We start from the raw sequence: 13,825 nt of genomic DNA, 5'->3' as shown, positions 1-13,825 counted from the left end.
GGGAGAGGAGGGCTGGACTACGCCTTGGCGAGAGCTTCCTCGAAGTAGGAGCGCAGGAGGGCATCCTGCTCGTCGTGGGTCAGGTGGGAGTTGTCGAGGACGCGTGCATCCTCAGCTTGGCGCAGGGGAGCTACCTCACGGTGCATGTCTATGTAGTCACGCTGACGAAGGTTCTCCAGCACCTCCTCAAGGGTAATCTTGCTGTCGCCCTTGCCACGAAGCTCGGCAAGGCGGCGCTCTGCACGGATGGCGGGGTCAGCCGTGACGAAGACCTTGAGCTGTGCCTGAGGGAAGACAGCGGTGCCGATGTCTCGGCCGTCCATGACGATACCGCCCTCAGCGCCGAAAGCCTGCTGCTGGGCAGTGAGGAACTCACGTACGAAGCCCAGTGCGGCGATGGGGCTGACGAAGGAGGCGACCTCCATCGTGCGGATCTCCTTCTCGACGTTCTCGCCGTTGAGGTAGAGCTCGGGTGTAGCACCTTCGTGGCTCTGACGGAAGCTCAGAGATACCTCGCTCAGGGCTTCGCGAAGCTCTGCCTCCTGGATCACTCCCTCGCGGATGAAGCCGCGTCTGAGGGCGAAGAGGGTGACGCCTCGGTACATCGCGCCTGTGTCGACGTAGATATAGTCGATTGCACGCGCGAGTGTACGTGCCATAGAGCTCTTGCCACATGAGCTGTAGCCGTCGATGGCCACGATGATCTTCTTTGTCATGGGTGTTGTCTTACCGTTCGTTTATCGTTTGTGGGGTATACACCCCCTTATCCCAACACGGGGTAGGGGATGAAGGTTTTTGTCTGCTATAGGGAATAGCTTGGGGAAAGTCCTTCTGGCGGTCGCACCGCTATATATAATATGGTATAGGGTGCGCAGCCTATCTACCTCACCATAGAGGCGGTCGCAAAGATATGGAATTGCCTGCACTTATGGCATATCCGCACAAGCCTTGTTTCTATCTAAGTAGCTGATGGTCAGTATGTAATTTCGCTTGAGCTTCCCCTTTTGAGAGCTGCTGAAAGGGTGATTACTTCGTAAGCGGGGGCGTGAAGCTGTTGGGGTAAGGCTCGGTGCAATAGTCGTTCGCACTCAGTCCTATAGTGGTTCGATGTACGAACGAATAGTGGTTTGCATACGAAACGAATAGTGGTTTGACCCCCATACCAATAGTCATCCGCATGCAGACCAGTGGTCGTTTGCAAATCGACTTCTTCAGCTTTATCCACGAACTACTATCATCATGGAGCCGAATAGCCCAAGGGCAGAGCGAGCGGTGAATACGCCTTATGATATCAGTTTTGCCGAGGGGGCAAAACGAACCAGTACTGGTCGGCGAGGTGACCAGTACTGGTCACTAATCGCTACTCGTACTGGTCACACATCGAAGCAGTACTGGTCGGAGCAGTGACCAGTACTGATCGATTTTTTGCCTTAGTAAAGCCTTGATTATGATACACTCCAGAGAGGTGCTAAGTACCCCTATCCCTCCGTGCTCCTTCCTCTACCCAAAAGGCTTACTTACAAGCAAAAAGAGAGAATGCTTATACTTAGAAAATTCTATAGTAGGAATGAATAAGTATTTTTTATAAGTTTGAATCGAAATACATAGTCCGAATACCACGATGCACCTCGAGCGAGAGGTTCATCACTCGCTCCCACCATGAAGACGTTTTCGGGAGCGGACACCGTGCCACCACAGCCGAGTGGCATGTAGACATACCACTATTCAAACTCACAAATCCCAAGTGTATGAAACAAACATTCATCCTTAGGTCTCTCTGGGTCGGTTGGCTACTGATCCTGGCGATCTACCTGGCCCCACAGCTTATGGCACAGGGGCTGACCATCCGCGGCACTGTAGTGGATACCAAAGATGAGCCCATCGTTGGAGCCTCTGTTGTCGTGAAGAAAAATCCCAAGCAAGGGGCTATGACGGACGCCAAGGGCGCCTTCACCCTGTCGGGAGTACAGCGTGATGCCATCCTCCGTGTGAGCTATCTAGGCTATGAAGCTCGTGAGGTAGCCGTAGCAGGGCAGACGCAGATCAAGATCACGCTCAAGGAAGAAGCACAGCAGCTCAGTGACGTCGTCGTCGTGGGCTATGGCACGCAGAAGAAAGTTAACCTATCTGGTTCCGTGACCGCTCTTGACCTGAAGCAGGTACAAGCTCGCCCCATTCAGAACCTCAGTAATGGTCTACAAGGTCTCGTCCCAGGTCTGACAGTCACCGCTACCAACGGTGCTCCAGGTCTCGACGGCGGTAAGCTCCGCATCCGTGGTACGGGTACCCTAAACAACGCAAATCCCTACATCCTCATCGACGGTCTCGAGTCTGGGACGCTCAATATGCTTGACCCAAGCGATATCGAGAGCATCTCAGTCCTGAAGGACGCTGCCTCCGCAGCTATCTACGGCTCGAAGGCTGCTAACGGGGTCATCCTCATCACCACCAAGCGCGGTAAGTCGGGTAAGGCTCGCGTCAGCTACTCGGGTAGCGTGGGTATGCAGAGCGCTACGCGCCTGATGGACCGTATGGGCTCCTTCGAGTACGCTACTCTCTACAACAAGGCGATGGTAGCTGCTGGTAAGGTAGCTCGCTTCTCTGACGAGGACCTCAAGAAGTTCCAGGACGGCAGTGACCCCGAAGGGCACCCCGATACCCGCTGGTATGATCTGGCCTTCCGTACGGCTCTTATGCAGCACCACAATGTGAGTGTCAATGGTGGCTCGGAGCAGGTCCGCTACATGGCTTCGCTGGGTTACCTCGGGCAGTCGGGTATCCTCCCCAACGCTAAGCGTAATCAGTTCAACGCTCGTACGAATCTTGACCTCACCCTCAGCCGCCTCATATCGGCTCGCCTCGGCCTCTCCTACATCAAGAATAAGTACGCTGACCCCAATAACTCCTACGTCTCTGGTGGCTCTGACCAGATCATCCGCCAGCTGAATATCGTCGCACCTTGGATCCTCGGTCGTAGCAAGGATGGCAAGAGCTGGGGGACGACGGGGGACGGTAACCCTCTGGCTTGGCTTGACTCAGGTCAGACCATCGATCGCGACAACCACAACATCTCCGCTACTGGGGGTATCGACTTCCATCTCTTCGATGGCTTTACCCTCACGGCTAACGTAGCTTATGTAGCCAGTCTGCAGCACTACAAGGCCTTCGTCCCCTTCATCAAGTACAACGACCACAAGGTGAGTGCGCCCAACAATCTGGACGAACGCTACTACCTCTGGACGCGTGCAAACTTCGATGCACTGGCTAACTACAGCAAGAGCCTTGGCAAGAACAACTTCAAGGCCCTCCTCGGGTGGCACGCTGAAGACTTCTTCACGCAGTACATGCAGGGCAAGCGTAAGGACTATCCCTCCAACGACCTTACCGATCTAAGTGCAGGCTCCTCCTCTACGCAGGAGAACAATGGTACGACGGCTCAGCTGCGTATGCTCTCTTGGTTCGGTCGTCTGAACTATGACTTCGACGGCAAGTACCTCCTCGAAGCGAACTTCCGTGCTGACGCCTCTTCGCGCTTCGCTCAGGGCTATCGCTGGGGTTACTTCCCCTCCTTCTCTGGTGCATGGCGTCTCTCGAAGGAAGAGTTCATGAAGCCTCTCTATCCTGTACTGAGCGACCTGAAGGTCCGTGCTTCGTGGGGTCTCCTCGGTAATCAGGAAGCTCTCAATGACTACTATCCTGCACTCAATACCTACAATATCGGCGCGACCTATCCCTTCGGTGGTGCGCTTACCTCTGGCTATGCACAGACCGACCTCAAGCTGAACAACATCAGCTGGGAGAAGAGCCGCAACGTCGGTGTAGGTCTGGACTTCGGCTTCTTCGCTGGACAGCTGACTGGGTCAGTAGACTTCTACGCTCGTAAGACGACCGATATCCTGATGAAGGTTGACGTCCCCTCTGAGTTCCCTCTCAAGCCCTACCACGCTAATGTAGGTGCGATGGAGAACAAGGGTGTCGAAATCGCACTGAACTACAAGACGCACTTCGGTGACTGGACGCTCGGCGTAGGTGGTAACTTCACCTACAACAAGAATAAGATCCTCAGCCTCGGTGCTAATGAGTATATGGACTCCGACTACGGTCGCATTCGCAATGCCGTTGGCCATTCTTTTGAGACTTACTATCTCTACAAGGCTGACGGACTCTTCCAGTCGAAGGAAGAAGCTGATGCCTTCGTAGCTAAGTATGGTACGCCCTTCGGCTCTCGCCCTCAGGCTGGTGATATCCGCTATGTGGACGTCAATGGTGACGGCAAGATCAATGGTAAGGACCGTATCTTCTCTAATCCTGTAGATCCCGCCTATACGTTCGCTATGAACTTCAACTTAGGCTGGCGTGCCTTCGACCTCTCTGCCATGTTCAGCGGTGTCGCAGCTGCCTCTCGCCTCTACAGCTCTGAGGTCTTCGGTGCCTTCGGTGGGGATACGGGTCACCCCTCTACTGAGTGGCGTGATGCCTGGAGCGCAGACAAGCCCTCGGGCAAGATGCCTCGCATCTACCTCGCTGGTCAGGCTAATCACAACGAAGCAATCTCGACCTTCTGGCTGCAGGACACGCATTACGTGCGTCTGAAGAACCTCCAGCTGGGTTACACCCTGCCTAAGAGTCTCCTGAAGAACCTCGGTGTCTCTTCCCTGCGTGTCTACTACTCTGGTGAGAACCTCTTCACGCTGGACAATATGCGCGGTAACATCGACCCTGAGGCCACGAGCCACCGTCTCTCCTCTTACCCTCTGCTGCGTACGCACTCTTTCGGGCTGAACGTATCCTTCTAATGTGACTACGATAATGAACAACCTATATAAGTACCTGCTGGCTGGCCTCCTGACGGCTGGTAGTGTCTCCTGCTCGGGCTTCCTCGATACAGCCCCCCGCAACCAGCTCTCTCAGAAGACCGCTTGGAAGACTCCCGAAGACGCTGAGAAGTTCCTCGTCGGCTGCTATGATGGCTGGGAGAGTGGTAGTACGATCCTCTACATGGACTGCCTCTCGGACTTTGGCTTTAGCTTCCACGTTCACGAAGGCTTCCGCTCCATCGGCAACGGGACGATGAGCCCCACCAGCCCAGGTGCCTCCTTCTATGGCTATGGTACTATCGGCCGCTGTAACCTCCTCCTCAAGCAGATCGAAGAGATCCCCAACATGCCTGAGGCGCAGAAGAAGCGCATCATCGCTGAGGCTAAGGTGATCCGTGCCTATAAGTACTTCATGATGAACTTCCTCTATGGTGGTGTACCCATCATCGAGCTCCCTCAGAATGCTGACGAAGCTCGTCTGCCTCGTAAGACCGAGGCTGAGGTACGTGCCTACATCGCTAAGGATCTGGATGAAGCGATCCCCGACCTCGAGGCTAATGTCACGCGTGGTCGCTTAGGCAAGGGTGCTGCTCTGGCTATCCGTATGCGCGAAGCGCTCTACTATGGTGACTGGGAGGTCGCTAAGGCTAAGGCTAAGGAGATCATTGATCTCAACGTCTACAGCCTCGAGCCCAGCTACCAGAAGCTCTTCACCATCGATGGTCAAGGCTCTGCTGAGATCATCGCTGCTGTGCAGTACCTCGAGACGGTAAAGCCTCACTATACCTCTATCGGTTCGATGCTCAATAACTCCGTCGGGGGCTGGTCTTCGATGGTGCCAACAGCCAACCTCATCAACCTCTATGAGATGAAGACGGGGCTGACGACGGATGAGTCGGGCTCAGGCTACGATGCCACGCATCCCTTCAAGGATCGTGACCCTCGTATGGCCATGACCGTCTGCTACCCTGGTGCGAACTATATCACGCCCGAGGGCAAGACTGCGATCTACAACACCCTCGACCAGACCCTGCCTGGTGGGAAGAAGAACGAGGACTATCCCGAAAGTGCGAACAACAGCTCTAAGACGGGGCTCACTTGGAATAAGTACACCGCTCCAGCTAATCAGTATGCCGACGTGTGGTCTACGAATGCCAGCCCTATCGTCTTCCGCTATGCTGAGGTCCTCCTCTCGTATGCTGAAGCTGAGAACGAGCTGAATGGTCCTTCGGCTGATGTGTACGCTAAGATCAACCTCGTGCGCCAGCGTGTAGGTATGCCTGCTGTCGACCAGACGAAGTACGGTACGAAGGATAAGCTCCGTGAGCTGATCCGTCGTGAGCGCTCCGTAGAGTTCGCTGGCGAAGGTCTCCGTCGTGCTGACATCCTTCGCTGGAAGGGTACGGACGGCAAGATGATCGCTGAGACGGTACTCAATGGTCCGCTGCAGCGTATGGTAGGGACTGTCGATATGACGGGTACGAATCCTGAGACGCGTGCTACGATCAATCCTTCTGCTCCTGCTGAAGCTAAGCTCGTGGAGAACCGCATCTTCAAGCCTCACTTCCGCTACCTCCCCATCCCTCAGTGGGTCATCGACCGTAACCCCAACTTCGGTAAGAATAACCCCGACTACTAAGCGCACAGCTTAGCTCTATACAGGATAAGCCCCCCAGCTCTCAGTGAGCTGGGGGGCTTGTCTTTATCTGGGTGTGATGACGGCTCTGTAGGGGAGGGTGGTGCGAACCTATATTGGTCGGCGGGCTGACCTATATAGGTTGCTTTCTCGACCAATATAGGTCACGTCTGCGACCTATATAGGTCAGCCCGCCGACCAATATAGGTCTGTTCACATAGGATCCATCTGCACTCAAGCTGTGGTATAGAGCTTCGTCTGTATAGGCGTAGCCCTATACCTCTACCGCTATTAATCACTACATTTGTATGATACAAACCTCACTTATAGATATACAGTGCCTTATGAATGTACTTAAGACGCTTTCTCTCGCAGCGCTGGCAGGCCTCTCGGGGCTTGGCTATGCTACTGCACAAGAACCCCAGCGAGTCATCGCCCATCCTGGGGTCAATAACGCTCGCCCTGCCGATGTGCGTAGCCTCAAGTGGAAGGTCGCCGTCGGGCGCTTCTCCAACGAGACGCAGTACGGCAAGGGTATCTTCTACGAGCGCGACAATGATCCCATGGCGAAGCAGGCCCTCGATATCCTCATGACGAAGCTCAATGCTTCGGGGAAGTTCATCCTCCTCGAGCGTAGCGACTCGGAGAAGCTGGAGGCTGAGCTCAAGGCTGGGCAGGGTCAGCGTATCGGTGCTGACTACCTTATCCTCGGCTCGATCACCGAGTTCGGCCGCAAGACGACTGGCAAGGATGGTCTCTTCACCTCGGAGAAGAGTCAGACGGTAGAGGCGGGTGTGAGCATCCGTATCGTCGACGTCGCGACGGGGCAAGTCATCTATTCGGAGGAAGGTAAGGGGCAGGCTCAGACGACGAGTAAGAGCACTCTGGGTCTTGGCGGTAAGGCTGGCTATGACGCCACCCTCAGCGATAAGGCCATCTCGGGGGCTATCGATCAGCTCGTCGAGAACATCATCAATAAGTGCACCGACAAGCCTTGGCGCACCTACCTCATCAATGCTGATGCCGATGGTATCATCATCGCAGGCGGGGCCGCTCAGGGCATTCGTCCTGGAGATACCTTCACGCTCTACAAGCGTGGCAAGCAAGTGAAGAACCCTCAGACGGGTGTCTCCTTCTATCTGGCGGGTAAGCCCGTGGCACAGCTGCGCGTAGAGTCCGTAGACGGCGATACGCCCGATACGCAGTACGCTATCGTCAGCGTCGTCTCGGGGAGCTTCGATAAGGGTGCCTTAGACAACTATTATGTACAGCAGTAAGACCGTAGCGATCATGAAGAAACAACCATGCTACAAGCAGTGGGCCGTCGGTCTACTCTCCCTCCTTGCGCTCCTCTTCGCTGGGACAGCCTGCGGGACGACCTCGTCGATCTCGGGCGGACTCAATGATGAGTCTTATATCGTCGTAGCTTCCTCGGGTGCCTACGTCGGGAAGAAGGTCTTTGTCTTAGTCGACGACGTCTCCGCTGTGGGGATCGTAGCCGTTCGCCCCGATGCTGTCACACGTCATGCGAAGCGCATCACCATCACCCCAGGGCGCCATACGGTCATCGTCCGAGATGCCGAGGGGCGCACGCTCTTCTCCAAGGAGATCTTCATCTCCAGCCGAGCCGCGAAGACCATCACCCTGCAGTAAGCGTAGATCCTCTTTTACAAAAGATGAAGTTAATTTATACCGTCGCCGCACTCCTGCTCTTTGGGGGACTCCTTCCGAGCTGTGGCTCCTCACCCGCATTATATTCGTGGGGCAACTATGAGCAGACGGCCTATGCCGTCGCACAGAATCCCACCCCCGAGCGCCTTAGGGCTCTCGGCTTGGTCTACGAGAAGCTCATCACTCAGCCCGAAGGCCTGCGCAAGATGCCTCCTCCAGGGCTCTGCGCTGAGTACGGCTACCTCTTAGCTAAGCAAGGCGATACCGAGCGAGGTGTGAAGCTCCTCGAGAAGGAAGCCGAGCTGTACCCCGAGAGTGCCGTCTTCGTCCGTCGTCTCATCAAGCAGCTGAAGAAATGAAGATCCGACTACACCGAGCTTTCATGGCCGTAGGGGCATTCGTCTCGCTGGTACTCCTCTCCTCATGTGGACTCCTGAGCGAGCAGACGCAGCGCCGTGAGGATGCCTATGCTACACTCTACAGGGAGAATCCCCGCTCCATCGTCATCATGCCCTCGATCAACGAGACCAATCAGGTCGAGCTGAAGGACAACTTCTACGCTACGCTGCTCAAGCCGCTGGCTGAGCGTGGCTACTACGTCTTCTCACCCTTCCTCGCGAAGGAGCTGATGGAGCAGGAGAGTGCCGCCAATGCCGAGGACTTCATCCAGGGGAATGTCGCTCCCTTCTACCGCGTCTTCGGTGCAGACGCCGTACTCTTCACCATCATCCATCGCTGGGAGAAGGTCGCCCTGCGCTCGAAGATTGAGATCGATGTCGAGTACCTCCTACGCTCTACGAAGACTGGGGAGACGCTCTTCTCGCGCCGCTTAGAGGGTGCTGTGGATCTGAGTCAAGACAAAGGAGGGCGTGGCATCCTGAGTACCCTCGTGGATATCGTCGTGGGGGCGATCTCTACCTCAATGACGGATAAGGTCGTAGCTGCACGTCTGGCTAACCGCGATGCGCTGGAGAGCCTCCCTGCAGGTACTTACCATCCCCGCTATCTCAAGGATAAGGGCGACCAAGTCGGTCCCACGCACGTCACGGGGCGTAACCTCAAGTAGCGTGTACCATGGGCTCCACGGTACACCTCTTAGTCATTGACAACCGCGACTCCTTCGTCTATAATGTCGTGGAGCTCCTGCGCTCACTCCCCGAGCTCACCTTCGAGGTTATCCCCGAGGGTGAGCTCGAGCTCTCTTCGCTTCCCGAGCACGATGGGCTCATTCTCTCCCCTGGGCCAGGTGTGCCAAGCGAGTTCCCCCGTATGCAGGCCCTCATCCGTGCCGAGGTGGGAGTAAAGCCTATCTTGGGCATCTGCCTCGGGCATCAGGCACTCGCCGAGCACTACGGCGCTGAGCTGGTGCAGCTCCCTGCGCCCCGCCACGGGCATGCCTCCGCACTTGTCGTAATAGATCCTGCAGACCGCCTCGTCGGTGCTATCCCCACGGGAAGTCTCGTCGGGCGCTACCACAGCTGGGCGGTCGACGAAGCGAGCCTCCCGACCTGTCTTGTCCCGACGGCTTACTGCGCCGATGCTGATGAAGGCCGTGTACTGATGGCGATGCGCCACTGCACGGATCCCGTGTGGTCGGTGCAGTTCCATCCCGAGAGCATGATCAGCGAGCACGGACGTGCCTACCTCTTGGCCTTCGCCACAGCCGTCCGTGCTTGGCGCAGATAGCCCTTCCCATCCATCTACATCCCTTAGCCTATGTACTTCAGAGATATTGTCGGTCACGATAGCCTCAAGGCGCAGCTCCTTACGACGGCTCGCCAGGGGCTCGTCCCTCACGCCCAGCTCTTCACGGGGCGCGATGGCGAGGGTGCTCTGGGATTGGCTTACGCCTATGCCCGCTACCTCAACTGCACCGACCGCGGGGAATGGGACGCCTGCGGGCATTGCCCCTCCTGCCGTCGCTATGACGAAGTGGGGGATCCCGATCTCTCCTTCCTCTATCCCATCGTCAACGCTTCGGGGAAGAACCTCTGCGAAGACCATATCGAGGACTGGCGCCGCTTCATACAGCAGGGCCCCTATACCTATTATGATGAATGGCTTGGACTCCTCGGAGGCGATGGGAAAAAGGCCTCGATCTTCGCTCGCGAAGGCGAGCCCCTGCAGCGCATGATGGGCTATCAGACCTCGGGGCGTGGCTACCGCATCCTCATCATCTGGCTACCCGAGCGCATGCAAGAGGCTTTGGGCAACAAGCTCCTCAAGCTCGTCGAAGAGCCACCCGAGCGCACCGTCATCCTCATGGTCACGATGGACGAGCCGTCCGTCCTTCAGACGCTGCGCAGCCGCATGCAGACCCTTCGCCTTCGCCCCCTCACTGAGCCCGAGATCGAGACAGCACTACGGGCAACACCTACGGACTATGCCGAGGCGGATGCCCTCTACGCCGCCCACCTCTCGGAGGGTAACTACCGCAAGGCACTCGATCTCTACGAAGGGCGTGCCGCTGAGCTGGGCGAGGAATACGCCCTTCTGCAGCGCATCCTCCGCGCGACGGTCAATGCGCAGCCCCGCGAGATGAAGCTCCTCGCTGAAGACCTCGCGGCACTGTCGAAGGAAGAGCAAGCGAGCCTCTTGGAGTACCTGGCGCGAATGTTCAGAGAGTTCTATCTCTACAATCTCTCCCTCCCCGACATCAATTACCTCACGAGTCGGGAGGAAGGCATCGCCCGCTACCTACGCTCCTGCATCACGGGGCGCAACGTCCGTCAGGTCGAGGCCGAGATCGATGAAGCCGCTCGCCACTTAGCGCAGAATGTGCAGGCGAAGATGGTCTTCTTCGACCTCATCCTGCGTCTCACTTCGACCCTCGCTCCGAGCTACAAGCAGGCGGGGGTAAGGTAGTTTTTGTGCCTTCTCCCTAATCGCTTATTGTGTAGGGGGATAAGCCTCCTTCCGCAGAGGGCGAAATTTCCTTGCGGAAGGAAATAAATTTTCGTGCGCACGAAAATATTTTTTTGTGCGCACAGAAATTTCCCTGCGTGCGCACGCAAATTTTTCGCCCTGCGGAAGAATGTCTTTTTTCTTCCGCAGGGCGACCTTTTTTCTTCGGACGGAGTCGTTTCATTTGCTCGCAGAAGCTGTTTGTGAAGTGCGGGCAAAAAGAGGAAGAGGTCGGGGGCAGTTCGGCTTGGAGTGTACGCGCTCTTTCCTTGGAGCGTAGTAGCTGGGATAACGCTGGAGCTCCAAAATCAGGTATATAAGGGGGCGATTGACCGAATAAAACCCCCATTTTTAGGTATTTCAAGGGGAAGGGAGATACTATATCTTTGCGGGCTAGATTGCCTAGGTTACTGGAGGAACATCCTCTGCTCCACAGACACGTATTATTATGTATAGCCTTTTATCTGAACCAGAGAAGGCTGGGGAGTGCATGTGCCTAGAGAACACATAAGGATAACACCTATCATTAAAGATGTATCATATAGCTAGACGACTAGCCATTACACTAAGCCTTAGCTCGGTGATCCTGGGAGCGAAGGCGCAAGTAGCCGCGACAGATAGCCTCGGCGAAGTGAGGAGAGACTCCGTCCGTCGACTTGACGAGGTCGTGGTCTATGCACGACAGATGCTGGGAAGCAAGTTCGAAGCACGCAACCGTACGGGTTCAGCTTATTACCTTTCGCCAAAGGAACTGAAGAAGTTCGGCTACACAGACATCAGCCGTATGCTACGTGCCGTGCCGGGCGTGAACATCTACGAAGAAGATGGCTACGGCCTGCGCCCAAACATCAGCCTGCGAGGGACGAAGGCCGAGCGAAGCGAACGTATCTCGCTCATGGAAGACGGGATCCTTGCAGCCCCCGCCCCTTATGCCGCTCCCGCCGCCTACTACTTCCCCAATGCCGCCCGCATGTACGCCATTGAGGTGCTCAAGGGAAGTAGCCAAGTGCAGTATGGTCCCTTCACCACGGGGGGCGCTGTGAACATGGTATCGACTCCCATCCCCAAGAGCTTCCAAGCAGGCCTCCGCACTTCCTATGGGAGCTTCGGTACTTTCAACACCTACGCCCATCTGGGTAGCGACCACAAGCATGTCGGTTACCTAGTCGAATACCTTCGCTACCAGTCAAAGGGGTTTAAGAAGGATGAGCCCAACGAACGTACAGGCTTTTACCGCAATGATGTCGTCGGAAAGCTCCGCATCCATAGCGGTGAGGATGCTGAGATCCGTCAGGCACTGGAGTTGAAGCTCGGCTTCTCGAACGAACACTCCGATGAGAGCTACGTCGGGCTGAGTGAGCAGGACTTTGCCTCCCGCCCCTATTACCGCTACCGTGGTGCCCAGATGGACCAGCTGCAGACTCGCCACACGCAAACAGCCTTGACCCACCTCGTCGACTTCACGGGCGGGCTGAAGGTGACGACAAGTGCCTACTATAATTACTTCTGGCGCAACTGGTATAAGCTCAACGATGTGCGTATCGGAGATCAGAAAGGCGAAAAGCGAAGCATCGAAGAGATACTAGCCGACCCCGAGACCAATGCCCGCTACCTGGACATCCTCACCGGTGCCACCGACCGCCTCGGCGAAGCGCTTATGCTTCGAGCCAACCAGCGCTCCTACCATTCGCGTGGGATACAGACGAAGATCGAGTACCGCCTGCCTTTCCTCTCGAGCTATCTCTTGCTCGAGGCCGGAGCCCGCTATCATGCCGACCTAGAAGACCGCTTCCAGCACGACGATAGCTACTCCATCGAGGGCGGGAAGATGAGCCTCTTCCGTGTGGGCCAACCTGGCTCACAGAGCAACCGCATCACTACTGCCCATGCCTTCGCTTCCTATCTCCTTGGGAAGTGGTCACGGGCGGGATGGACCATCACCGCTGGGCTTCGCCTCGAGGATGTAGAGCTATACAAGCGAGACTACACGACCAAAGACCCAAGACGCACGGGCCACCTACGCATCGAGGGAAGCAACCACGCTACTGCACTCCTTCCTAGCCTTGGGATCAACTATCGCATCCTTCGTCCCCTCTCCATATTTGCAGGTATTCATCAGGGCTTCGCTCCCCCAAGCGTGATGACCTACTACCAGCAGAAGCCCGAGAAGAGTATCAACTTAGAAGCAGGGATACGCCTCACTACAGAGGATCTGAAGGTAGAAGCGATCGGCTACTACAACGACTACTCCAACATGCTCGGCAGTGACCTCGCCGCTGCGGGCGGACAGGGTACGCTGGATCAGTTCACGGTAGGATCAGCACGTGTACAGGGGCTTGAGTTCTTAGCCTCTTGGCAACCCCTGCCTAAGAGCTGGGGAGTGCGCCTACCTCTGCAGGTCAGCTACACCTTGACCGATACCGAGATGAAGAACGAATTCTACTCATCTGCTTGGGGGGAAGTCTTTGCAGGGGATGAACTGCCCTATATCTTCCGACATGCAGCGAATGCCCAGCTCGGGCTAGAGTACAAGTGGCTAGAAGCTAACCTCAGCGTCCGCTACAATTCAGACATGCGCACGGCCCCAGGGCAGGGACGTATCGCCAAGGCACATCTTATCCCTAGCCATACGATCATAGACGCATCACTCAAGGCCCGCCTCAACCGCCACCTCACCTTGACCCTCAACGCTGTGAACCTAGCAAACAAAGTCTATCTCGTCTCCCGTCACCCCTCTGGCCTCAGACCTGGTCACCCCTTCGGCATCTATGGTGGAGTACGTATCAACCTCTAACGC

General features: G+C 56.2%; 10 protein-coding genes. 9 read left to right on the top strand and 1 reads right to left on the bottom strand.

What is annotated here, in order from left to right; all coding sequences use genetic code 11:
* Positions 1-17: 17 nt before the first annotated feature.
* Positions 18-716, bottom strand: coding sequence for a (d)CMP kinase (gene cmk, locus HMPREF1323_RS01415; RefSeq protein ID WP_009432359.1), 699 nt, complete (start codon positions 714-716; stop codon positions 18-20).
* A 1,032-nt stretch (positions 717-1,748) separates the two neighbouring features.
* Here cmk and HMPREF1323_RS01410 point away from each other — a divergent pair.
* The 9 genes from HMPREF1323_RS01410 to HMPREF1323_RS01370 all read left to right on the top strand — a co-directional run bounded on the left by HMPREF1323_RS01410 (position 1,749) and on the right by HMPREF1323_RS01370 (position 13,822).
* Entirely contained in the window at positions 1,749-4,796 is a 3,048-nt protein-coding gene (locus HMPREF1323_RS01410) for a SusC/RagA family TonB-linked outer membrane protein (RefSeq protein ID WP_009432414.1), read from the top strand.
* Positions 4,797-4,809: 13 nt separating this feature from the next.
* The gene (locus HMPREF1323_RS01405; RefSeq protein WP_009432313.1) at positions 4,810-6,456 is read left to right on the top strand and encodes a RagB/SusD family nutrient uptake outer membrane protein; all 1,647 of its coding nucleotides are present in this window, start codon (positions 4,810-4,812) and stop codon (positions 6,454-6,456) included.
* A 341-nt stretch (positions 6,457-6,797) separates the two neighbouring features.
* The gene (locus tag HMPREF1323_RS01400; RefSeq protein WP_044123868.1) at positions 6,798-7,730 is read left to right on the top strand and encodes a CsgG/HfaB family protein; all 933 of its coding nucleotides are present in this window, start codon (positions 6,798-6,800) and stop codon (positions 7,728-7,730) included.
* Positions 7,717-8,106, top strand: a complete 390-nt coding sequence (locus HMPREF1323_RS01395) for a hypothetical protein (protein WP_009432361.1) — start codon at positions 7,717-7,719, stop codon at positions 8,104-8,106. The genes HMPREF1323_RS01400 and HMPREF1323_RS01395 overlap by 14 nt, the downstream gene beginning before the upstream one ends.
* 23 nt (positions 8,107-8,129) lie before the next feature.
* Positions 8,130-8,483: a DUF4810 domain-containing protein gene (locus HMPREF1323_RS01390; protein WP_009432398.1), complete on the top strand. Its 354-nt coding sequence runs from the start codon at positions 8,130-8,132 to the stop codon at positions 8,481-8,483.
* Positions 8,480-9,190, top strand: a complete 711-nt coding sequence (locus HMPREF1323_RS01385) for a GNA1162 family protein (RefSeq protein ID WP_044123866.1) — start codon at positions 8,480-8,482, stop codon at positions 9,188-9,190. Before HMPREF1323_RS01390 ends, HMPREF1323_RS01385 begins: the two co-directional genes overlap by 4 nt.
* Before the next feature lie 8 nt (positions 9,191-9,198).
* Positions 9,199-9,810, top strand: coding sequence for an anthranilate synthase component II (locus HMPREF1323_RS01380; protein WP_009432374.1), 612 nt, complete (start codon positions 9,199-9,201; stop codon positions 9,808-9,810).
* A gap of 30 nt (positions 9,811-9,840) precedes the next feature.
* A complete protein-coding gene (locus HMPREF1323_RS01375) occupies positions 9,841-10,989 on the top strand; it encodes a DNA polymerase III subunit (RefSeq protein ID WP_009432324.1) in 1,149 nt (382 codons plus the stop codon).
* Between the two features lie 571 nt (positions 10,990-11,560).
* Complete coding sequence (locus HMPREF1323_RS01370; RefSeq protein ID WP_044123865.1) at positions 11,561-13,822, top strand: TonB-dependent receptor family protein; 2,262 nt, start codon at positions 11,561-11,563, stop codon at positions 13,820-13,822.
* The last annotated feature ends 3 nt before the right edge of the window (positions 13,823-13,825 follow it).

This window comes from Porphyromonas sp. oral taxon 279 str. F0450 (assembly GCF_000292995.1).
GTDB lineage: Bacteria > Bacteroidota > Bacteroidia > Bacteroidales > Porphyromonadaceae > Porphyromonas > Porphyromonas pasteri.
The sequence above is the reverse complement of the archived record's forward strand: the minus strand, read 5'-3'. Positions and strand labels throughout refer to the sequence as shown.